Origin of the sequence: Janthinobacterium sp. HH104 (assembly GCF_001758715.1) — a bacterium.
GTDB lineage: Bacteria > Pseudomonadota > Gammaproteobacteria > Burkholderiales > Burkholderiaceae_D > Janthinobacterium > Janthinobacterium aestuarii.
Genome location: NZ_LRIB01000028.1, coordinates 1 through 23,134, shown reverse-complemented (window position 1 = coordinate 23,134; position 23,134 = coordinate 1). Strand labels below are relative to the sequence as shown.

The 23,134-nt window shown below is 61.5% G+C and carries 19 protein-coding genes; 5 read left to right on the top strand and 14 right to left on the bottom strand.

The genetic code is table 11. The annotated features are described in order from the left end of the window. Position 1: 1 nt before the first annotated feature. The 8 genes from JAB6_RS10935 to JAB6_RS10900 form a co-directional block, all read right to left on the bottom strand. Positions 2-820, bottom strand: coding sequence for a DUF3025 domain-containing protein (locus JAB6_RS10935; RefSeq protein WP_070302829.1), 819 nt, complete (start codon positions 818-820; stop codon positions 2-4). 6 nt (positions 821-826) lie between these two features. Then, on the bottom strand, positions 827-1,879 hold the full coding sequence (pyrC, locus tag JAB6_RS10930; RefSeq protein WP_070302828.1) for a dihydroorotase: 1,053 nt from the start codon (positions 1,877-1,879) through the stop codon (positions 827-829). Positions 1,880-2,030: 151 nt separating this feature from the next. Further along, positions 2,031-3,479, bottom strand: coding sequence for an amidohydrolase family protein (locus tag JAB6_RS10925; RefSeq protein ID WP_254671563.1), 1,449 nt, complete (start codon positions 3,477-3,479; stop codon positions 2,031-2,033). Positions 3,480-3,516: 37 nt separating this feature from the next. Then, complete coding sequence (locus tag JAB6_RS10920; protein ID WP_034745477.1) at positions 3,517-4,242, bottom strand: amino acid ABC transporter ATP-binding protein; 726 nt, start codon at positions 4,240-4,242, stop codon at positions 3,517-3,519. A gap of 19 nt (positions 4,243-4,261) precedes the next feature. Next, complete coding sequence (locus JAB6_RS10915) at positions 4,262-4,954, bottom strand: amino acid ABC transporter permease (RefSeq protein ID WP_034745474.1); 693 nt, start codon at positions 4,952-4,954, stop codon at positions 4,262-4,264. A 1-nt stretch (position 4,955) separates the two neighbouring features. After that, positions 4,956-5,705 carry an amino acid ABC transporter permease gene (locus JAB6_RS10910; RefSeq protein ID WP_070303009.1) on the bottom strand — a complete coding sequence of 250 codons (750 nt, stop codon included), beginning with the start codon at positions 5,703-5,705 and terminating at the stop codon, positions 4,956-4,958. 98 nt (positions 5,706-5,803) lie between these two features. After that, positions 5,804-6,760: an amino acid ABC transporter substrate-binding protein gene (locus JAB6_RS10905; protein WP_034745472.1), complete on the bottom strand. Its 957-nt coding sequence runs from the start codon at positions 6,758-6,760 to the stop codon at positions 5,804-5,806. Between the two features lie 195 nt (positions 6,761-6,955). After that, a complete protein-coding gene (locus JAB6_RS10900) occupies positions 6,956-8,806 on the bottom strand; it encodes an ABC transporter ATP-binding protein/permease (RefSeq protein ID WP_070303007.1) in 1,851 nt (616 codons plus the stop codon). Between the two features lie 136 nt (positions 8,807-8,942). Between JAB6_RS10900 and JAB6_RS10895 the strand changes: the two genes are divergently transcribed. Next, positions 8,943-9,308, top strand: a complete 366-nt coding sequence (locus JAB6_RS10895) for an acyl-CoA thioesterase (protein WP_223278886.1) — start codon at positions 8,943-8,945, stop codon at positions 9,306-9,308. A 21-nt stretch (positions 9,309-9,329) separates the two neighbouring features. Continuing rightward, positions 9,330-10,922, top strand: coding sequence for an alkaline phosphatase (locus JAB6_RS10890; RefSeq protein WP_070302826.1), 1,593 nt, complete (start codon positions 9,330-9,332; stop codon positions 10,920-10,922). On the opposite strand, the gene JAB6_RS10885 is transcribed toward JAB6_RS10890, so the two are convergent. Beyond that, positions 10,919-11,785: a LytTR family DNA-binding domain-containing protein gene (locus tag JAB6_RS10885; RefSeq protein WP_070302825.1), complete on the bottom strand. Its 867-nt coding sequence runs from the start codon at positions 11,783-11,785 to the stop codon at positions 10,919-10,921. The genes JAB6_RS10890 and JAB6_RS10885 overlap by 4 nt on opposite strands. Positions 11,786-11,940: 155 nt before the next feature. Here JAB6_RS10885 and JAB6_RS10880 point away from each other — a divergent pair, with 155 nt between their 5' ends. Then, a complete protein-coding gene (locus JAB6_RS10880; RefSeq protein WP_070302824.1) occupies positions 11,941-13,113 on the top strand; it encodes an acyltransferase family protein in 1,173 nt (390 codons plus the stop codon). Here the strand turns inward: JAB6_RS10880 and JAB6_RS10875 are convergent. The 4 genes from JAB6_RS10875 to JAB6_RS10860 form a co-directional block, all read right to left on the bottom strand. Next, positions 13,110-14,792, bottom strand: coding sequence for a long-chain-fatty-acid--CoA ligase (locus JAB6_RS10875; RefSeq protein ID WP_070302823.1), 1,683 nt, complete (start codon positions 14,790-14,792; stop codon positions 13,110-13,112). The two genes, JAB6_RS10880 and JAB6_RS10875, sit on opposite strands and share 4 nt — an antisense overlap. Positions 14,793-14,852: 60 nt before the next feature. After that, on the bottom strand, positions 14,853-16,535 hold the full coding sequence (locus tag JAB6_RS10870) for a long-chain fatty acid--CoA ligase (protein ID WP_070302822.1): 1,683 nt from the start codon (positions 16,533-16,535) through the stop codon (positions 14,853-14,855). A gap of 276 nt (positions 16,536-16,811) precedes the next feature. Continuing rightward, positions 16,812-17,861, bottom strand: coding sequence for an aminopeptidase (locus tag JAB6_RS10865; RefSeq protein WP_083292666.1), 1,050 nt, complete (start codon positions 17,859-17,861; stop codon positions 16,812-16,814). Between the two features lie 2 nt (positions 17,862-17,863). Then, positions 17,864-19,939, bottom strand: coding sequence for a molybdopterin-dependent oxidoreductase (locus JAB6_RS10860; RefSeq protein ID WP_070302821.1), 2,076 nt, complete (start codon positions 19,937-19,939; stop codon positions 17,864-17,866). Between the two features lie 206 nt (positions 19,940-20,145). On the opposite strand from JAB6_RS10860, the gene JAB6_RS10855 reads away from it, so the two are divergent. Beyond that, positions 20,146-21,339 carry a M20 aminoacylase family protein gene (locus tag JAB6_RS10855; RefSeq protein WP_070302820.1) on the top strand — a complete coding sequence of 398 codons (1,194 nt, stop codon included), beginning with the start codon at positions 20,146-20,148 and terminating at the stop codon, positions 21,337-21,339. A gap of 1 nt (position 21,340) precedes the next feature. On the opposite strand, the gene JAB6_RS10850 is transcribed toward JAB6_RS10855, so the two are convergent. After that, complete coding sequence (locus tag JAB6_RS10850; protein WP_302622667.1) at positions 21,341-22,225, bottom strand: NAD(P)-dependent oxidoreductase; 885 nt, start codon at positions 22,223-22,225, stop codon at positions 21,341-21,343. 280 nt (positions 22,226-22,505) lie between these two features. Between JAB6_RS10850 and JAB6_RS10845 the strand changes: the two genes are divergently transcribed. Further along, the gene (locus JAB6_RS10845; protein ID WP_034745449.1) at positions 22,506-23,066 is read left to right on the top strand and encodes an acyloxyacyl hydrolase; all 561 of its coding nucleotides are present in this window, start codon (positions 22,506-22,508) and stop codon (positions 23,064-23,066) included. The last annotated feature ends 68 nt before the right edge of the window (positions 23,067-23,134 follow it).

Genomic DNA, 23,134 nt, shown 5'->3' with positions numbered 1-23,134 from the left:
GCTATTGATCTCTTTCTGCGCCAGCCACCTTGCGCTTCGGGCGGAACACCGCCGCGTCATTGTAAAAATCGTCGTCCTGGTCTTCACACCAGCCGGGCAAGCCAAGCACGGGCAGCGGCGTGAAGTCCGCCGTGGTCAGGCCTTGCTGCGCCAGGTCTTGCGCCACCCGCTCGTCGAGCCAGGCGCGGCGTGCCGCATCGTCGAGCGCAAAGTAGGCGTCGCCGGCAAAGATCACGCGCGTATGCGCCGTGATGGCCTTGCGCGGCGCCACCAGTTTTTCCATCAGCGCGTGGCCGAACAGCCAGACATCGGCGTCGCCGCCCGCGCCAAATTTCTCGCGCTGCGCAATGAACGCGCTGCACCAGTCGTGCCCGCGCAAGGCCGCGTCCAGCGCGCGCCCCGCGTCGCTGTCGCGCAGCACCAGCAAGGCGGAATTCTCGTCAAAAATCGTCGCGCCATCGCGCGCGGGACCGCGCGATTTGCCCACGCCGGACAGGGCGATCTGCGCGGCCTGCAGCGCATTCAATTGGCGCTTGATGCGGGGGAAGGTCAGCCACACGAGCGCGTTGAAAAAATCGTGCAGATTGTCGCGCGTGGGCACGCCGCCCGTCGCGCCGATGAACTCCTCGTAGGCCACGCCTTCGGGCAGGTCCGCTTGCGGCACGAAGGCCAGCGGCAGGCCCGATGGATTGCGCAAATCCAGCGCCCGCGCCCGTCCATTGAGCGCGGCAATCACCGTGTCGCGCTGCAGGTCCAGCTGCCGTCGCGCCGGCAGCACCGTGGCAAACCAGGGGCGGGTCCAGTCTATCGATGGCAGCATGAACGCTTAGACCATTTTCCAGTTGATCTGCTCGCCCGCGTTGAGCGGAATCACGTGGCTGTCGCCCAGCGGCAGCGAGGCCGGCAAGGTCCAGCTTTCGCGTTTCAGAGTGATGGTGTCCGTGTTGCGCGGCATGCCGTAGAAAGCCGGGCCGTGGAAGCTGGCGAACGCTTCCAGTTTATCGAGCGCGCCGGCCCGTTCGAATGCTTCCGCATACATTTCCATCGCATGCAGGGCCGTGTAGCAACCGGCGCAGCCGCAAGCCATTTCCTTGGCGCCTTGCGCATGCGGCGCCGAGTCCGTGCCGAGGAAGAAACGCTCGTCGCCGCTGGCGGCCGCCGTCATCAGTGCCAGGCGGTGCTCTTCGCGCTTCAAGATAGGCAGGCAGTAGTAATGGGGACGGATGCCGCCCTTGAAAATCTCGTTGCGGTTGTACAGCAGGTGATGCGCCGTGATGGTGGCGGCGATCGGGCCTTCCGCTTCGGCCACGTACTGCGCCGCATCCTTGGTGGTGATGTGCTCGAACACGACGGACAGGGCCGGGAAGGCGCTGCGCAGCGGGCGCATCACGCGCTCGATGAAGACGGCTTCGCGGTCGAAAATATCGATTTCCGGGTCCGTCACTTCGCCATGCACGAGGAAGGGCATGCCCACTTCCTGCATCACTTCGAGCACCCTGTAGCAATTCTTCAAATCCGTCACGCCCAGGTCGGAATTCGTCGTGGCGCCGGCCGGATACAGTTTCACGGCCTGCACGATGCCGCTGTCCTGCGCGCGGCGGATTTCGTCGGGCGAGGTGTTGTTCGTCAGGTACAGCACCATCAGCGGATCGAAGTTCACGCCTTGCGGCACGGCGGCCAGGATGCGCTCGCGGTAGGCGCTGGCATCGGCAGTGGTCGTGACGGGCGGTTTCAGGTTCGGCATGACGATGGCGCGACCGAACTGGCGCGCGCTGTGCGGCAGCACGCTGGCCATGACGGCGCCGTCGCGCAGGTGCAAATGCCAGTCATCCGGACGGGTGATGGTGATGGAGGCTGGGGTGTGATCGAGTGTGGACATGGCGGCTGCTCTCAGGCGGTCATTGCGAATAGCGCCATTTTACCAGTCGCGGGGCGGCCTCGCAGGCTGCGGCGGCTACTGCCCGATGCTTGCCGGACGATCAAACGGCCGGTTCGCACCGGCCGTTTTCAATCTCGGGAGCGCACAAGCATCAGGACTTGCCCGGTGCCGTCTCCTGCTTCGCCACCCAGGCGCGCAGTTCCGCCAGCATCCGGTCCAGCGCGGCGCGGTCGTAGACGTGGCCACGGCTGACCACCAGGCGGATCTGGCGCGTGGCGCCGATATCCTGCAGCGGGTTCGCGTCGAGCACCAGCAGGTCGGCCGCCTTGCCGGCCGCCACGCTGCCGTAGCGGTCCAGCTTGCCCAGGAAGCGGGGACCGTTAATGACGGCCGACTGCAAGGCTTGCTGCGGCGTCAGGCCGTACTGCACGTACAGGCCGATTTCATCGTGCAGGGCCTGGCCCGGATAGTCGAAGGAATTCAAGAAGCCCGCATCGGTGCCGGCGATGATGCTCACGCCCTGCTGCTGCAAAAGGGGCAGCAGCTTGGCCGATTGCTCGAACTGCGCGTGGCGCTGGACGATCGCTTCCGGGCCATCCTTGGCGGCGCGCTGCACGCGCCAGTCGTAGGTGGCGCGCAAGCCCTTGCCGATGTATTGCAGGGCCGTGTCGTGCGTGTGGTCTTCGCGGTCCAGGTACGCCGTCACGCGCGAACCCCACAGGGTCGGCACGATGGCCGTGCCGCGCGCGGCCAGATAGCTGAAAGCCTTGCGCGCCGTCGGCTCGTCGTAGCTTTGCACGCTGGCCTGCATGGCTTCCTTGCCCGTCATCGCGCCGGCCGCCACCTTGGCCGTCAGCTCCTGCTCGCGCGGCGTGGTGGCGCGCAGCAAATACGATTGATGCTCGATCGTGCCCAGGCCCGCATCGGCCATCTGCTCCAATGTGAGCTGCACGGGGATATGGCCCGACGTGCGCATGCCCCGTTCGCGCGCCTGGCGCAGCGCTTCCAGGTACAGCTCCGGCTTCAGGGTGTTTTCCGTGATCTTCACGAAGTCGACTTGCTGCGCCTGCAGGCCGTCCAACGCGCGCGTGACTTCCTGCGGCGTTCCCACTTCGATGGTGCCCTTCCACAGCGGCTTGATGCCTTCGAGTTTGGCGCCGGACGTAAAAATCGTCGGGCCTTCCAGCTGGCCCGCGTTGATCTGCTGGCGCCATGCCAGCACCGTGTCGGGCAAGTCGCCCGAGCAGTCGCGTACCGTGGTGATGCCGTGCGCCAGGTACAAAGGCAGCAGCTGCTTGTTCTCGTCGATCAGCTCCGGGCCGCCGCCGAAATGCACGTGCGTATCCCACAGGCCCGGCATCAGATATTTGCCGGGCAGGCGAATCGTCCGCTTCGGCGCGTAGCTGCGCAGCTGCGCGTCATCGACGACGGCGACGATGCTGTCGCCCTGGAGCAGCACGGTCTTGCCCTTGACCGCCTTGCCTGCGGCCACGTCGATCACGGTGGCGCCGCGCAGGGCGATGTCGACGGCGATCTTGTCGGCCGCGTGGGCATGGGCGAGTAAGCCCAGCGCCAGCATGGCGCCGGCTAGTTGTTTCATGTCAGGCATTCGTACTCTACTTCAACGTGATGAAAAATTAATGGATGATCTTGGCGAGGAAATCGCGTGCGCGGTCCGAGCGCGTCGTATTGAAGAAGTCATCCTTGCTGCAATCTTCGATGATTTTTCCCTGGTCCATGAAGACGATGCGGTTGGCCACGCGCTTGGCAAAGCCCATTTCGTGCGTGACGACCATCATCGTCATGCCTTCCTGCGCCAGGCCAACCATCACGTCAAGCACCTCGTTGATCATCTCCGGATCGAGCGCCGATGTCGGTTCGTCGAACAGCATGGCGATCGGGTCCATCGACAGCGCGCGGGCGATCGCCACGCGCTGCTGCTGGCCGCCCGACAGCTGGCCGGGGAATTTGTCCTGCTGCGACAGCAGGCCCACGCGGTCCAGGTATTTCAAGCCCTTGGCATTGGCTTCGTCGGCGCTGCGACCCAGCACCTTGATCTGGCCGATGGTGAGGTTTTCGCGGATCGACAGATGCGGGAACAGCTCGAAATTCTGGAACACCATGCCGATGCGCGCGCGCAGTTTCGACAGATTCGTCTTCGGGTGGTTGACGCTGATGCCGTCGACGATGATCTGCCCCTGCTGGATCGGTTCGAGGCCGTTGACGGTCTTGATCAGGGTCGACTTGCCGGAGCCCGACGGGCCGCAAATGACCATCACGTCACCCTTGGCGACGTTGGTGGTGCAATCGGTCAGTACCTGGAACTGGCCATACCATTTGCTGACGTTATTGAGTTCAATCATCTTGTTCTTTCTTTTACGGTTAGCGAATGATGGCGACGCGTTTCTGCAGGCGTTTTACCAGGAACGACAAGGCATAGCACAGCACGAAATACACGACGGCGACAAACACGTACATCTCCACCAGGCGGCCGTCGCGCTGGGCGATTTTTGATGCGGCGCCGACGAAATCGGGGATCGACAGCACGTACACGAGCGACACGTCCTGGAACAGCACGATGGTTTGCGTCAGCAGCACGGGAATCATGTTGCGGAACGCTTGCGGCAGCACGATGAAGGCCATGGTCTGCGAGTAGTTCATGCCCAGTGCCTGGCCGGCCCATACCTGGCCGCGCGGAATCGACTGTATGCCGCTGCGCATGATCTCGCAATAGTAGGCCGCCTCGAACATGATGAAGGTGATCAGCGCGGAAGAAAACGCGCCCACTTTCACCGGCTCGTTGGCGCCGATGATCCAGGCGGCGATATACGGCACCAGGAAGTAGAACCAGAAGATCACCAGCACCAGCGGAATCGAGCGTATCAGATTGACGTAGCTCGATGCCACGCCCGAGATGAGACGGCTGCCGGACAAACGCATCAGCGCCAGCAGGGTACCGAGCACAATGCCGCCGACCATGGACAGCGCCGTCAGTTTCAGGGTGAAGACCATGCCGGTCTGGAACAGGTAGACCCACGAGCGGGAGATGACATCGAAGTCGAAATTGCCTAACATATCAATGTCCTCCCGTCTTGGCGCCAGCGACGATGAAGCCCGGGATGGCGACCTTTTTCTCGATCAGGTGCATCAGCACCACCACCAGCAGGTTGACGACGACGTAGATGATGGTGGCGGCCGAAAACGCTTCGAACACCTGGAAGGAAAACTCCTGGATGGCGCGCGCGCTGGCTGTCAGCTCGATCAGGCCGATGGTCAGAGCCACGGAACTGTTCTTGATGATGTTCAAAAATTCGCTGGTCAGCGGCGGCATGATGACGCGCGCGGCCATCGGCAGCAAAATGAAGCGGTAGGTTTGCGGCAGGGTCAGGCCCAGCGCCGTGCCGGCCAGTTTCTGCCCGCGCGGCAGCGCCTCGATGCCCGTCGTCACCTGCACGGCCACGCGCGAGGAAGTAAAGAACCCCAGGCACAGCACGGCCGTGACGAACGGCGCATTCGGCAGCGATTTGACCCAGGCGCCGAGGTCCGGCGGCAGCAGTTCCGGCATGACGAAATACCAGAGGAACATCTGCACCAGCAGCGGCACGTTGCGGAACAGTTCGACGTAGGCATTGGCCACGCCCACCAGCCATTTGTTCGGCAAGGTGCGGATGGTGCCGATCACCAGGCCCAAGATCAGCGCCATGATCCACGCCGCACCGGCCGTGGCCAGGGTCCAGGTCAGGCCGGACCACAGGGTGTCCATATACGTGCCCACGCCATCGGGAGAAATCTCCCAGAAAATGCGCCAATTCCAGTTGTAATTCATGATCATCCTTCGCATGCAGCCCGAGGACAGCGGCCAGCCGGCCACCCGTCCCGCAAATAAATCGGGAGGCTTGCGCCCCCCGGTTTGTTACGCAATCTTTACTTTTTCCGCTTGTCCGACGTCTTCTGCGCTTCCGGTACGGCCGCATACGCGGCAGGGTCGCCGGAGTCGGTCGGATTGGCAAACACGGCCTTCAATTGCGGCGGCATGGGGAATTTCAGATTGATGTTTTTCGGCGGGATCGGCGAGGTAAACCATTTCGCGTAAATGCGGTTGATGTCGTCGCTCTTGTACAGGCGGATCAGCGCATCGTCGACCACTTTCTTGAAGGCCGGATCGCCCTTGCGCAGCATGATGCCGTACGGCTCGACCGACAGCGCTTCCTTGGTGATTTCGTAGTCGTTCGGGTTTTTCGAGTTGGCCACTTGCGACGCCAGCAAAATGTCGTCGTTGGCTTCGGCCACCGCGCGGCCCGTTTCCAGCATCAGGAACGATTCGGGATGATCTTTGCCGACGGCGATATTCATGCCCAGGTTCTTTTCCTTGTTCAGGATGGTCATCTGCTTGATGGTCGACGTGCCGGCCGTGGCGACCAGGGTCTTGCCGCGCAAGTCTTCCAGGGTCTTGATGTTCGAGGATTTTTTCGCCAGCACGCGGTTGCCGATGACGAACATGGTCGGGGCGAATGCCACTTGCTGCTGGCGCTCCAGGTTGTTCGTCGTCGAGCCGCATTCGAGGTCGATGGTGCCGTTGGCCATCAGCGGGATGCGGTTGGCCGACGTGACGGGGCTCATCACCACTTTCAGTTCGCTCAGGCCCAGGTGCTTTTGCAGGGCCGTGACGACTTTCATGCACAGGTCGATCGAATAACCCTGATATTGCTGCTTGTCGTCGAGATAGGAGAAGGGCACGGAGCCGTCGCGCACACCGAGGGTGACGGAGCCGGCTTTCTTGATCTTGGCCAAGGTGCCGGTCAATTCCTGAGCCTGGACTGGCGACATGCTGCTGATGACACCGACGCTGAGCAGCGTGGCGATGATTTTGGTCAATTTCATAAATTCTCCTGGGCGGACAAACCGGATGGACTCCGAACGAAACAACTGTGGTGCAGACGCCACCATTGGAATTAATTTTATTTCATTTTCAGCACCCGACCAGCCATTTTCTGCGATTGCCCGCAAATAGGCGCTATACGCGCGCTGGAATCAGCGCGGCTGTAGCATTTTTCCTACTGATTTCACATTCCCGATTTATTTTGCCGGCGCCAGACCCGCCAACTCATCCTCTTGCGCCTCATCGTCCATGTTCGCCTGCTGGCGTTGCCACATCTGCGCGTACAGGCCGTCGAGCGCCAGCAATTGCGGATGCGTGCCCCGCTCGACGATGCGGCCGTGGTCGAGTACGAGGATTTGCTGGGCGTCGGCCACCGTCGACAAACGGTGCGCAATGACCAGGGTGGTGCGGTTCTTGGCGATGTCCTTCAGCTGCGACTGGATCGCCTGTTCGGCCTTGGAGTCGAGCGCCGAAGTGGCTTCGTCGAAGATCAATATCGCCGGGTCTTTCAGCAAGGTGCGGGCAATCGCCACGCGCTGCTTTTCGCCACCCGACAGCTTCAAACCCCGCTCGCCCACCATGGAGTTGTAGCCATCTGGCAAGCTTTCAATAAAATCATGGATCGATGCCGCTTTCGCCGCCGCCACGATCGCGTCCTTGCTGGCGCCCGGCTTGCCGTAGGCGATGTTGTATTCGATGGTGTCGTTGAACAGCACCGTATCCTGCGGCACGATGCCGATGGCCGCGCGCAGGGAATCCTGCGTGATGTGGCGCAAATCCTGGCCATCGATGGTGATGCCGCCGCCATCGACTTCATAGAAGCGGAACAGCAAGCGCGACAGGGTCGACTTGCCCGAGCCGCTGTGGCCCACCACGGCCGTCGTCGTGCCGGCGGGAATCTGGAAATCCACGTCGAACAGGATTTGCCGCTTGGCTTCGTAGCTGAAATTCACATGTTCAAAACGCACGGCCGCGCCCCGTGTGACGAGCGGCTGCGCTTCCGGCGTGTCGGCGATTTCGCGGTTCTCGTTCAGCAAGGAAAACAAGCGTTCCATGTCGGCCAGGCTTTGCTTGATTTCGCGGTAAATGACGCCCAGGAAATTGAGGGGGATATACAGCTGGATCATGAAGGCGTTCACCAGCACCAGGTCGCCCAGGGTCATCGTGCCGGCGATCACGCCCACCGTCGCGCGCCACAGGATCAGGGTGACGGCCGTGGCGATGATCAGGGACTGGCCCGTGTTGAGCAGGGACAGGGAAGTTTGCGATTTCACGGCCGCCGATTCATAGCGCTGCAAGCCTTCGTCGTAGCGCTTCGCTTCGTAATCCTCGTTGCCGAAATATTTGACGGTTTCATAGTTGATCAGCGAATCGATGGCCTTGGTATTGGCTTTGGAATCGAGGTCGTTCATGGTGCGGCGGAAATGCGTGCGCCAGTTCGTCACCAGCACGGTAAACGCGATATACGACACGAGCGCCACCGCCGTGATCACGGTGAACCAGATATCGTAATGCAAGACCAGGTAGCCGAGCACGAGGGTGATTTCCACCAGGGTCGGCAAGATGTTGAACAGGGTGTAGGAAATGAGCGAGCCGACGCTGCGCGTGCCCCGTTCGATGTCGCGCGTCATGCCGCCCGTCTGGCGGTTCAGGTGAAAGCGCAGGGACAGCGCATGCAGGTGGCGGAACACTTGCAGCGCGATGGTGCGCACGGCCCGCTGCGTGACCCGGGCGAACAGGAATTCGCGCAGCTCCGTAAACAAGGTGGTCGACAGGCGCAGCAAGCCGTAGGCCACCAGCAAGCCGACGGGCAGCACCAGCAGCGCTTGCGGATGGGCCGCCGTGATCGTCATGGCATCGACGAGTTTTTTCAGGATCAGGGGCACGCCCACATTGGCCAGCTTGGCGCCCACCAGGCATAGCAGCGCCAGCAGCACCCGCCATTTGTAGACCCAGAGATATGGCAGCAAGGTCTTGATGGTGGCGAAATCGCTGTGGCTGGCGGAAGCGGGCGAGCGGGGCGGAGGGGAAGTCTGGGAACGGCGCATGGCGAAGGTCGGCTTTTTATGGTTCAATCGGGGCAATTGTAGCCTTTCATGAGAATAAAAGATGAGCACCTCCCCAGACCGTCCCGACAACTGCCTCGCCTCCGGCCTGCCCGCCGGAAAAATGCCGGAATTGCGCATGATGCCCGCGCCGTCCGACGCCAATGTGTACGGCGACGTGTTCGGCGGCTGGATCATGGCGCAGGTCGATATCGCCGGTTCCCTGCCGGCCACGCGGCGCGCCAACGGCCGCGTCGCCACCATCGCCGTCAACTCCTTCGTCTTCAAAAACCCCGTCTTCGTCGGCGATCTGCTGTCCTTCTACGCGGACATCGTCAAGGTCGGCAACACCTCGATCACCGTCAATGTCGAGGTGTATGCCGAGCGCAACCGCCTGCAGGCGTGCATCGTGAAAGTCACGGAAGCAACCCTGATCTACGTGGCGACGGACTCCGACCGCAAGCCGCGCAAGGTGCCGCCGATCGAGACCTTGCTGTCGTCTTGATTGTTGCAATCATTCCACAGCATGGATAGCCAGCGCCGCATTTTCCTGCAAAGCGCTGCGCGCATCACGGCACTGGCCGCGGCCGGCAGCGTGCTGTCCGGTTCCAGCGCGAGTGCCGCCACGCGCATGAATGGCGCCGGCTATCCGTTTGCGCTCGGTGTCGCTTCCGGCTCACCCTTGCCGGACGCCGTCGTACTGTGGACGCGCATCTGCCACGACCCGCTGCACGCAGCCGCCACGCCCGCCATCGCCCTGAACGTGCGCTGGGAAGTGGCCGAAGACGAGGCGTTTCGCCGCATCGCCGCCAAGGGCCAGGCCACGGCCATGCCCGCCCTCGCGCACAGCGTGCACGTCGACGCCGGCGGTCTCGCTCCCGGGCGCTGGTACTGGTACCGGTTTATCTTTGGCGACGCCGTCAGTCCCGTGGGCCGCACGCGCACGGCGCCCGAGTCCGGCGTCATGCCTTCCTCGCTGAAACTGGCCGTTGCCTCGTGCCAGCACTGGGAATTCGGCGCCTATGCGGCGCACCGGCACATCGCGGCAGCCGCGCCCGACCTGGTGGCCTTTCTCGGCGACTACATTTATGAATGGGGACCGTACCAGCTGCAGCATCCGGGCCGGGCCGTGCGCACGCATGAAAGCTTTACGCTGGACGACTACCGCGCCCGCTACGCGCAATACAAGAGCGACCGCGACTTGCAGGGCGCGCACCTGGCCGCGCCGTGGATCGTCACCTGGGACGACCATGAAGTGGCCAACGATTACGGCAATGACCGCGACGAGTTGCTCACGCCCACCTTTTTGCAGCGCCGCGCGGCCGCCTACCAGGCGTTTTATGAACACATGCCGCTGCGTTTGCTGCCGCTGGGCCGGCGGGGCTTTGTCGACATGCGCATCTACCAGCGCTACGACTGGGGCCGCCTGGCACGCTTCCACGTGCTGGACGACCGGCAATACCGCGCCTATCACGCGTGCGCCAGGCCGGGCCGCGGCGGCTCCAATTCCGTCACCACGCGCAACTGCCCTGACCTGCGCAAACCGCAGCGCACGATGCTGGGCGAGGAGCAGCAGCGCTGGCTGCAAGCGGGCCTCGATAATTCCCCGGCGCGCTGGAATATTCTGGCCCAGCAAACCCTGGTGGCGCAATCGAGCCAGGTGCCGATTTTGCGGCCCGGCGACGAACGCATCTGGACCGATGGCTGGGATGGCTATCCGATGGCGCGCCAGCACCTGCTCGACGCCTTGCAAAGCAGCAAGGCCAGCAACCCGCTCGTGCTGTCTGGCGACGTGCACACCTTTTATGCCATCGAACTGAGCCGCAACGCCATGCGGCCCACCGGCAAGAACAATCCCGTGCTGGCCACCGAGTTTTGCGGTACCTCCATCACCTCGAGTTCCCGCCCGCAGGCGCGCACGGAACAGTACGTGGCGATGAACCCGCACATCCGCTACGGGCGCAGCGACAAGCGCGGCTATATGTTGATGCACATCACGCCGGAGAAAACCACGACCTTGTTCCAGGGCCTGGAGAACGTGCGCGACAGCGCGTCAAGCATCGCGACACTGGCGCGCTTTACCGTCCAGGACGGCAAGGCGGGCGTGCAACGCAGCTAGCAACTACTTTTCAAGCCATCGCGGTAGCGCCGGCTGACGGGCACTTCGCCGCCCGTGGACAGCATGGCGCGCGCATCGCCCGATTCCATTGGTGTGATTGCCTGCACGAAATCGAGGTTGACGATATAGCTGCGGTGCACGCGCACGAACCGCTTGCCGTCCAGGCGGCGCTCGATGGCGGCCATGGTCGAGCGCAGCGGGTAATCGTGGCCACGCACGTGCAAATTCACATAATTGCCCCAGGCCTGTATCCATTCAATGTCGCCGGCGGGCAGCAAAAAATCCTTGCCCAGCTTGCGTACGAGGAAGCGTTCCGGCTGCTCTACCGGTTCCACGGCCGGCCCTTCATCGGGTTCGCCGAGCAGGGTCGCCTCGCCTTGCCAGCGCATCAACAGCAACTGGTAAAAGCCCACGGCCAGCAAGACGAGGAAGTAAGCACGCACATCTTTCAGGTATTCATACGGCAACTCGCGCCACCAGGCGCCAAAATCATAGTGACTGCCGGCGCTCCAGTAAGCCAGCTTGCGCAAGGCCACCATGGCCGCCACATGCACGAGGCTGTAGACGACCGACGCCGCCAAGTGCCAGCGCAGGTTCTGGCGCTGGAACACCAGGTGCAGAGGCCGGTACTGTCCCGCCAGCACGACCACGGGCACCAGCGCCAGCAGCACGAGATTGCTGCTCCATTCCCACACAGCCACTTCCCAGAACGGTGTATTGACCCCGGTGCGCCGCAGGTCCAGCCACACGAGCCAGCTGTTGACGCTGGCCTGCAACACGGTCAGCACGATCCAGAATCCCGGCTCGGCAACGCGGCGCCAGCGTTGATAACGTTGCAACAGATCAGTGGACGCGATGTGCATGGGCTCGGACGATAAATTGGTTACATGATTGTAAGGTCCTACACCCGTCCCAAGCGACCCATTCGTCCCAGCCAGCCGTCCACTGGTCCCATTTCACTGGCTCGCAGCCCCGCCGCTGCCTATGCTGGGGCCTCCTTCATCACTCGCCCACGATCATGACCATGGACTCCCGCCGCCACGATATCGACGCCTTGCGCTTTCTCGTCTTCAGCCTGCTGATTGTCTATCACACCGCCCTGCTGTACATGGATGGATGGAATTTTCACATGCACAGCAGCTACGCCACCGATGCCTTGAACATGCCGCTGGTCTTCCTCAACCGCTGGCGCATGGAAATCGTCTTCCTCATCTCGGGCGTCTCGTGCGCGATGATGACGCAGGCCTCGCGCGGCGCCTTCCTGTGGCGCAGGACCAAGCGCCTGCTGCTGCCGCTGCTGTTCGGCATGGCCGTGATCATTCCCGTCCAGCCATATTGCGAAGGCGTCAGCAAGGGCCTGGTCGAGCCTGGTTATGGACAATTCCTGCTCCATTATTTTGGCGGCTACGCCTGGCCGGCAGGCGCCTTCGATGGCTGGCAATATGGTTTTACCTGGAACCATCTGTGGTATCTCGTGTATTTGCTGCTGTACATCGTCGTGCTGGTGGCGCTGCAGCCGCTGCTGGAGCGGATGAAACCGTACTTCCAGCATCTGCGCGGCTGGCGTTTGCTCGTCCTGCCGGCCCTGCCCGCACTGGCCGCGACAGTCTTCCTCAAAATGCGCTATCCGGAAACCCATGCGGTGGTGCACGACTGGTATGCGCACGCCATGTATTTCACGCTGTTCGTGTATGGCTGGTGGCTGGGCAATGACAAGGGATTGTGGGCGGAACTGGCGCGCCTGCGCTGGCATACGCTGTGGCTGGGCCTGGGCGCGTTTGCCGTGTACATGGTGTTCGACCAGATTTATTCGGAAAACCTGCTGACCTGGGCCTCGTTCGGCTCCTGGCCCATGCGCAAGCTGTATATGTGGCTGGCCATCTGCGCCATTCTGGGCTGGTCGCATACGCTATTGAACCGCCCTTTTGCCTGGCTGCCATGGGCGCGCCAGGCTGTCTTTCCCTGGTACATATTGCACCAGAGCGCGATCATCGTGCTGGCCTACTGGCTCGTGCCCCTGAAGCTGGGCCCCGTGGTGGAACCGCTGCTGGTACTGGCCGGCACGGTGGCGACCTGCTGGCTGGGGACGTCGCTCCTGATCAGCAAGGTGAACTGGCTGCGCCTCTGCTTCGGCTTGCCCGCCCGGCCAGCACGGAAGCTGGCGGCGGACACAAGCCTGGCGGCAAACTAGGCAACCTTCTTTTCGTCGCGCAATTGACGGCGCAAGATCTTGCCGACATTGGTCTTCGGCAATTCATCGCGGAACTCGATGTATTTCGGTTTCTTGTAGGCCGTCAATTCATGCTTGCAATGCTCGCGGATCTGTTCCACCGTCAGGTTCGGATCCTTGCGCACGACAAACACTTTCACGGCTTCACCCGCGTTGGCGTCCGGCACCCCGATGCAGGCGCATTCGAGCACGCCAGGGCAGGAAGCGACCACGTCTTCCACTTCGTTCGGATACACATTGAAGCCGGACACGATGATCATGTCTTTCTTGCGATCCACGATCTTCACGTAGCCGCGTTCATCCATGACACCCACGTCGCCCGTCTTGAAAAAGCCGTCTGCCGTCATCGACTTGGCTGTCTCATCCGGGCGCTGCCAATATCCCGCCATCACTTGGGGGCCGCGCACGGCGATCTCGCCCGGCTCGCCCAGCGGCACTTCCACGCCATCGTCGTTCAAGATTGCCACTTCCGTCGACGGGAAAGGCAAGCCGATGGTGCCCGTAAATTCCGTGATATCGACGCGGTTGCCCGTCACCACGGGCGACGTTTCCGACATGCCATAGCCTTCGATCAGCGGGCAGCCCGTCAGTTTCAGCCAGCGTTCGGCCACGTTGCGCTGCAAGGCCATGCCGCCGCCATTGCACACTTTGTAGCTGGAGAAATCGAGCTTGGCGAAGTCCGCATTGTTCAGCAGCGCGTTGTACAGGGTGTTGACGGCCGGGAAAACAACGATCTTGTGCTTGGACAATTCCTTGACGAAACCGGGGATGTCGCGCGGGTTCGGGATCAGCACGTTCAAGCCGCCCACGCGCATACCCATCAGGGCGCTGACCGTCAGCGAATAGATGTGATACAGGGGCAAGGCGCACATGAATCCCATCGAGGTGGCGCGCATTTCCTTGGTCATCACGGGCGAAATCCACGCCTCGTTTTGCAGCACGTTGGCGATCACGTTACGGTGCAACAACATCGCCCCTTTCGACACGCCCGTCGTGCCGCCCGTGTATTGCAGGAAGACGATATCGTCATGCCCCTGCTGCACCGGCGTCAGGCTCAAGCGTGCGCCTTCGGCCAGCATCTTGTTGAAACTGATGGCGCCCGGCAAGGAAAACGCGGGCACCATTTTCTTGATCTTGCGCACGACGAAGTTGACGATGGTGCCTTTCAGTCCGCCCAGCATGTCGCCCATGGTGGCCACGATCACGTGCTTGACCTGCGTGTGCGGCAGCACTTGCTCGACCGTGGTGGCGAAGTTTTCCAGCACGATGATCGCTTCGCTGCCCGAATCGATCAGCTGATGCTGCAATTCTCGGGGCGTGTACAGCGGGTTGACGTTGACCACCGTGTAGCCGGCGCGCAAAATCGCCGCCATGGCCACCGGATACTGGAGCACGTTCGGCAGCATGATCGCCACGCGCGCGCCCGTCTTCAGGCCCTTGCTTTGCAGCCAGGCGCCCATCTGCAGCGACAGCTTGTCGAGCTCGCGGTAGGTGAGGAATTTATCCATGCACACGAACGCGTTGCGGTCCGCATATTTCTGGAACGACTCTTCCAGCAAATGCGTGACGGAACGGTATTGCGTGCAATCAATCTCTGCGGGAACGGTGTCCGGGTACGACTTCAACCAAATCTTGTCCATCTATGCCTCATCTTTATCTGTAGAAAGGGTGTGCAGCCTGATGCGCACACCCTGCACTGTTTATGCTGCTGTCTTCGTTTCGTCACGCAGGGCGCGACGCAAAATCTTGCCGACGTTGGTCTTCGGCAGTTCATCGCGGAACTCGATGTATTTCGGCCGCTTGTAGCCTGTGAATTGTTCCTTGCAATACGCGGCCAGCACTGCCTGGGTCAGGTTCGGATCCTTGCGCACGACAAACACTTTCACGGCTTCGCCAGAGTGTTCGTCCGGCACGCCCACGCAGGCGCACTCGAGCACGCCCGGATGGGCCGCGATGACGGCCTCGACTTCGTTCGGATACACATTGAAGCCGGAGACGAGGATCATGTCTTTCTTGCGGTCGACGATCTTCACATAGCCGCGCTCGTCCATGATGCCCACGTCGCCCGACTTGAAGTAGCCATCAGGCGTCATGACCTTGGCCGTTTCATCGGGACGGTTCCAGTAGCCGCTCATCACTTGCGGGCCACGGATGGCGATTTCGCCCGTCTGGCCCAGCGGCACTTCCTTGCCGTCATCGTCGAGGATGGCGATCTCGGTCGATGGCACGGGCAAGCCGATGGTGCCGGAAAACACCGTGGTATCGGCCCGATTGCAGGTGGCGACGGGCGACGTTTCCGACAGGCCATAACCCTCGATGATGGACACGCCCGTCACTTGCAGCCACTTGTCATTGACGGCTTGCTGCACCGCCATGCCGCCGCCATTGGCGATCTTCAAGCCCGAGAAATCGAGCTTGGCGAAATCGGGGTGGTTCACCAGCGCGTTATACAGGGTATTGACCGCTGGCAGCAGATTGAATTTGTACTTGCCCAGCTCCTTGATCAGGCCCGGGATATCGCGCGGATTCGGGATCAGGATATTCAGGGCGCCCACGCGCGTGCCCCACATCGCGCACGCCGTCAGGGCAAAGATATGGTACAACGGCAAGGCGCAGACGACGATCATCTGTTCCTTGCTGTTCTGGTCGAGCGCCGCGCCTGACCACGCTTCGCTCTGCAGCACATTGGCGATCACATTGCGGTGGCTCAAGGTCGCGCCTTTCGACACGCCCGTCGTGCCGCCCGTGTATTGCAGGAAGGCAGCGTCATTGATGCTCAGCTCGACAGGCGTGAGTTTCATGCGGCTGCCCAGCGCCAGCGCCTGCTTGAAACGCATGGCGTTCGGCAAGGAATACGCGGGCACCATCTTCTTGACGTTGCGCACGACAAAATTGACGATCGCACCCTTCAAGCCGCCCAGCATTTCGCCCATGCTGGCAACGATGATGTGCTTGACGGCCGTCTTGGCCAGTACTTGCTCCAAGGTATGGGCAAAGTTTTCCAGCACGATGATCGCTTCGCTGCCCGAATCGTTGAGCTGATGCTCGAGTTCGCGCGGCGTATAAAGAGGATTGACGTTGACCACCGTGTAGCCGGCGCGCAAGACGGCGGCGATGGCAACCGGATACTGGAGCACGTTCGGCATCATCAGGGCCACCCGGGCGCCCTTCTTCAGGCCACGGCTTTGCAGCCAGGCACCGAGCTGGCGCGAATAGGTATCGAGTTCGGCATAGGTGAGAAATTTGTCCATGCAGACATAGGCATTGCGGTCCGCATATTTTTGAAACGCTTCTTCCAGCAGGTGCACCAGCGAACGATATTGATCAGGATCGATGTCGGCGGGGACGCCGGGAGGATACGACTTCAGCCAAATTTTTTCCATCCTGTGCCTCTTGTCTCGAATAATCGTGGGGGAGCCGGCGCACCCTGCCGGCGCGGATCATTGCTGCGGATTCTATTGTCCTGCAGTCAGTTTGAGCATTCTGACGAGCAATTGCTCTATGCTACTAATGCGATGCTATCGGGCGCCGCGCTTCCATGCAAGCGCTTTCAACAGTATTCGAGCGGCAACTCTAAGGGTATTTTATGCTGCAATGCAGCATGATAAATACACTGTTGCAGGATCGTCTGGCTCGGCGTACGGGACAATCTTTACGGGTCAGGGGCTGGACAATTGTTCCAGCGCACGCCTGCGCTCAGGCTTGTTCATCTGGGCCATTGTGTGCACTGCAGCATAAAAAGCACGAAAGTTCTTTTTTTCTTCCAGCAATTTTCTGAAGGCCGGCAAAAATTCATTGTAGGTAGACACGGAAGCCAGGTGTGCATTGCTCAATGGCTGCTCGAACCAGCGGTCGTAACCGGCAAAACCACCCCAGTTTTGCTTGAGTACCTGATACGCATCTTGCAATGCCGCAAACACCTGCGCCTTGCGCGCGCGCTTCTCCGCATCGCTGGCGCCGCTCGCATACACGGCTTCCAGTTCGCCCCGGTATGTCAACAGCAGGGCCAAAAAATCCTGGCGCCGCGCCGCATACTGGTCGTACGCAGCGCGCATCGCGTCATTGCCCTCGCGCGCCAGCCAGCGCTGCACACCCGCCTCTTCCACGGCACTGGCAAACGACTCGTTGAAGGCCGAATCGCCGGGCACGTACACCACCTGGTGCGCCAGTTCATGGAAGATCAGGCGCGCCAGTTCCGCATCGTTGTAATTGATAAAGGTCGACAGCAAGGGATCGTCGAACCAGCCCAGCGTGGAATACGCGGGCACGCCGCCCACCTGCACGTCGTAATGCTGGGCCCGCAGTTCGGCGGCATACGCGAGCGCCTCTTCCTTGCTGTAATAACCGCGGTAATTGACGCAGCCGGCGATGGGAAAACACCATTGCAGCGGCTGCAGCGATAATTCCGGCGTGGCCACCACGTTCCACAGCACGAAGGGGCGCCGCAGGGAGGCGTAGTTCTTGTAGCTGCCATTGTCCGGCAAATCCAGCTCGCTGACGGCAAAGCGGCGAATCTGCTGCGCCTTGGCCAGGCGCACTTTCAGGCGCGGCTCGGTGGCAGGGTCATCGAGCCAGTCACCGATCGGGCGCGAGCCGGACCACAGCGCATATTGCCCCTGCGCCGCCTGCGTGTAGTAGCGCAGCTGCGTGCAGCCGCCCAGCGGCAGGCACAGCATGCCGACAAGCAAGCGGGCCGGCCAGCGCGCCATGGTCAGCCAGCCTTTTCCACTTCGACCAGCGTATCGTAGAAGGTCGGCGCACGGCCCATGTCCGTCAGGCGCTGGCTCGTCACTTCATTGGCGTTCTTGCCGTCGCTGGCGAGTTTCTTCCACCATACGGACAAGCCCACCACCAGGCCGCGTCTCGCCTTGTCCGTCACCCTGGCCTTGGCCACAAAGCTGCCGCGGTCGTTGAAGATGCGTACCATGTCGCCAGCCGCGATGCCGCGCGTGGCGCAATCATCGGGGTGGATGTCGAGGTGCGGCTCGCCTTCGGCCGCGCGCAGGCTTTTCACGTTCACAAAAGTGGAATTGAGGAAATTGCGCGCCGGCGGGGAAATCATGGCCAGCGGATAACGGGCCGCCAGCGAGGGATTGCTGGCCAGCGATTCGTGCGGCGCGATATACGTCGGCAAGGGATCGAGTCCCGCCTGCGCCATGGCGCTGGAATACAACTCGCACTTGCCCGATGGCGTGGGGAAACCGCCTGTGGCAAATGGCGCCTCGACCATGGCCAGCTTTTGCCAGCCCGTGCGTTTCAACGATTCCCAATCGAAATGCACGGCGCGCGCATCCGTCGTATCGAACGCCTTGGCTGCCAGCGCGTCGTCGCTTTCCTGGAAGCACGGGTCATCAAAGCCCATGTGCTGCGCCAGCAAACGGAAGATTTCCGTATTCGCCTTCGCTTCGCCCAGCGGCACCACGGCCGCATTGTTCGCCATCATGTACAGGTGGCCGTAGGTGGAATGCGCATCGATGTGTTCCAGCTGCGTGGTGGCGGGCAGCACGATGTCGGCGTAATCGACTGTATCGGTCTGGAAGTGCTCGAGCACGACCGTAAACAAATCCTCGCGGGCAAAACCCTGCGCCACTTTCGAGGAGTCGGGCGCCACGGCCAGCGGGTTCGAGTTATAGACGATCACGGCTTCGACTTGCGGGCCGAACTCGGCGGAACTTTCTTTCAATAAATCGTCGCCAATGGTGCTCATGTTGATCGTGCGCGGCGTCCCTTTCAGCAAGTCCGGGCGCTGCAGGGCCTTGCGGTTGACGGGGAAGGAGCCCGAGCTCGACAGCTGCATGCCGCCGGCCGGATGGCGCCAGGCGCCCGTCAGCGCGGGCAGGCAGGCAATATTGCGCACGGCCATGCCGCCGCCATGCACGCGCTGCACGCCGTAATTGGCACGGATGGCGGCGCCCTCGCCAGAGCGGCATGCCTGGCCGTACAGCCGCGCCAGTTCCACCACTTCCGTGGCCGTGATGCCGCACACCTCGGCCACGCGCTCGGGCGGCCATTCCAGGGTCCGCTGTTTCAGTTCCGCATAGCCGATGGTGTACTGCGCGATATAGTCGTGATCGACCAGGTCTTCCGTGATCAGCACATGCATCAAGCCCAGCGCCAGGGCCGCATCGGTACCCGGCAGCAAGGCGATATGCTGGTGGCATTTTTCGGCCGTCAGCGAGCGGTAGGGATCGATGGCGATCAAGGTGGCGCCATTGCGTTTGGCCTCCTGTGCGCGCATCCAGAAGTGCAGGTTCGAGGCGATCGGGTTGCCGCCCCAGATGATGATCAATTTCGCTTTCTGGAACTGCTCCATGTCCGTGCCGATGCTGGCGCCTACCGTGTAGCGGTAGCCCGTGGCACCGGCCGAGGCGCAGATGGTGCGGTCCAGCAGGGAAGCGCCGAGCTGGTTGAAGAAGCGCGACGACATCGATTCACCCTGCACCAGGCCCATGGTGCCGCAGTAGCTGTACGGCAAGATCGCCTGCGGATCGCGCGCGGCGATCGGTTTCAAGCGGGCGGCGATGGTCTGCAGCGCTTCTTCCCAGCTGATGCGCTCGAACTTGCCTTCGCCCTTTTTGCCCACGCGGCGCAGCGGGTGCAGCAACCGGTCCGCATGGTAGGTGCGCTCCGTGAAGCGCGACACCTTTGTGCACAGCACGCCAGCCGTGGTCGGATGGTCAGGATCGCCCTTGACGGCCGTGGCTACCCCATCGGTCACGGTGACCAGCAAGGCGCAGGTATCGGGGCAATCGAGCGGGCAGGCGGCGCGCACTTGGGTGGTGGTCATGGGGCAATCCAAAAACGTTGGGGGAAGGCGATACTGTAAACCATTCCGCGCGCTTGCTGTTGGCGCCGTGGCAAGCACGTCCGTGCGCTGGATTTACCCGGCAAACAAGGGCTACAATGCACTATTAGCCGCGCCTGTTTCTGATCAAACAAACGCGGTCCGGCGCGCCATACATTGCTGCGTGCCAGCATCCACAGGAGAGTCCCATGAAACTAGTTGATCCGATCTTGGCGTTTCAATCCGAGCTGCAAGGTATCCGCCGCGACCTGCACGCGCATCCCGAGCTGTGCTACGAAGAACAGCGCACCTCGGACGTGGTCGCCGCCAAGCTGACGGAATGGGGCATCCCCGTGGTACGCGGCCTGGGCCGCACTGGCGTGGTCGGCATCATCAAAAATGGCACGTCGACACGCGCCATCGGCCTGCGCGCCGACATGGATGCCTTGCCGATGCAGGAAATGAATACCTTCGAGCATGCTTCACGCCACCCGGGCAAGATGCACGCTTGCGGCCATGACGGCCACACGGCGATGCTGCTGGGCGCCGCCCATTACCTGGCGCAGTACCGAAACTTTGATGGCACGGTCTACCTGGTTTTCCAGCCGGCCGAGGAAGGCGGCGCCGGCGCGCGCGAAATGATCGAAGACGGCTTGTTTACCCGCTTTCCCATGGATGCCATCTACGGTATGCACAACTGGCCAGGCGCCGAAACGGGCACCCTGAGCGTGGTGGAAGGGCCCATGATGGCGTCCAGCAATGAATTCCACGTCACCGTCAAAGGCAAGGGCGCCCATGCGGCCCAGCCCCACAAGGGCATCGACCCCGTCATGGTGGCCGTGCAAATCGCGCAAAGCTGGCAAACCGTCATCACGCGCAACAAGAGTCCGCTCGACACGGCCGTGCTGTCGATCACGCAAATCCATGCGGGAAGCGCCACCAATGTGATTCCCGATGACGCCAGCCTGGTCGGTACCGTGCGCACTTTCACCAAGCCCGTGCTGGACTTGATCGAAGAGCGCATGCGCGAGATCGCCGTGCACACGGCCGCCGCCTTTGGCGCGGAAGTCGATTTCCACTTCAAGCGCAACTATCCGCCGCTGGTCAACCACGCGAAAGAAACGGCGTTTGCCGTCGAAGTCATGAAAAGCGTGGTGGGCGCGGACAAGGTTAACGCAAATGTCGAGCCGACCATGGGCGCGGAAGATTTTTCTTTCTTCCTGCAAGAAAAAGCCGGCTGCTACATCTTCATCGGCAATGGTGATGGCGAGCACCGCGATGGCGGCCACGGCCTGGGTCCGTGCGTCTTGCACAATGGCAGCTACGACTTCAACGACAATCTGTTGCCGATCGGCGCCAGTTTCTGGGTCAAGCTGGCCGAAGCGAGCCTGCCCATCGCTTGAATCAGCTCAGCTGATCCGGACCTGCGCCCAGACGCTGCCCCGGATTCAACGCTTCCAGGGCCAGCAAGGCGGCCGCGTGATCGGCCGTCGGGTGGGTGCCGGCGAGGGTTTCATAGCGCTGCGTCACAAGTTGCGTCACCGGCAAGGTCACGTGCGCTGCTTCGGCTGCCGCGAGGATGTTGTGCATATCCTTGATCTGGCTCTTCACCTGGCCACCAGCAACAAAATTGCGTTCCAACATGCGCTGGCCATGCACCTCCAATATCTTGCTCTCGGCAAAGCCGCCACGAATCGCTGCCCGTACGGCAGCCGCGTCGGCACCCGCCGCCTGGGCCAGCAACAGCGCTTCCGCCACGATCGTCAATGTCGCACCGACGATCAGCTGATTGCACAGCTTGGCGACCTGGCCACTGCCTGCCGGCCCCACCAGGGTCGGGCGACCCATGGCCGACAGAATCGTTTCAACCTTCATGTAATCGCTGGCGCTGGCGCCGGCCATGATGGCCAGGGTACCTGCCTGCGCCCCACCGACGCCACCCGACACGGGCGCATCGATGAAGCCATGCCCCGCAGCGTGCAAAATGGCATGAAATTGCTGGGCTTCCGATTGCTTGGTGGAACTCATGTCGACCCAAATCGCGTCAGTTGACAAGGCCGGCAGGGCCTCTTGCAGCACCGTTGCCACGATGGGGCCGGCTTCCAGCATCGAGATGACCACGTCCGCGCCGCTGACCGCCTCAGCCACGGAAACCGCGGGCTGCGCCCCGGCCGCACGCAGGACTTGGGCCTTGCTGTGCGTGCGATTCCAAATTGTGACAGAATATCCAGCGCGCAGCAGGCACCGAACCATCGGCCCTCCCATTAGGCCAATACCGAGAAATGCGATTTTTGTAGACAATGTCAATTCAACCTCTGAGATCAAACAGGTGGCGGGAGTAGTGTGCAAAACTAAGTAATCCTCGGGAAATGAGTGTGAATTTATGACGAACAGAACCGGATGCTATGCAAGGCGCTCGCTGCGACGCAGTGCGAGCACTGCGAGCAGTGAGCAACGCCGCAGAGCGCCGGTTATGAAAGTCAGAAATCACAATAATTTATTGGGGGTTACTTTAGGTGCCTGCGCAAACAAGACAAGCCTGACGGCCAATTTTACGATGAAAGCCTCTATGTCCTTCAAGAAGAATCTCCTCAAATCCATCGCCGCCGTTGCCGCGCTGATGGCGGCTAACGCCGGCTTTGCCGCCGACGACAAACTGATCGACTCCGTCTACGGCGAATATGCCAAGGGCGTGAAGGTACAAATGGTACGCGCCGGCGTGACCTCGAACTGGGATAAAGCCTGGTTTGTATCGAATGGCACGCAGCTGAGCGGTTACTGGGATGCCAGCATCGGCGGCTGGGATGCCAAGAGCTATCAGAATGTCTCTGGCCAGCATCAAAAACTGTGGGACCTGGGCTTTACCCCCGTGTTCCGTTTTGAAAACACGAACAAGCTGGGTTTTTATGCGGAAGCCGGCATCGGCGTGCACATGCTGTCGAAACTGTACAACAACGACGATGACCGCCTGTCGACCCACTTCCAGTTCGGCGACCATATCGGCGTCGGCTATGTCTTCAATAACAAATGGGAAGTCGCTGCGAAGATCCAGCATTTCTCGAATGGCGGCTACAAGAAACCAAATAGCGGCGTCAATTACATGAACGTCAAAGTCGCTTATCACTTTTAATGAAGGTGATAAATGTAGTGGTTTAATGTACCCGGACACTGATTTAGGCGAGAATGCTCGCCATGGAG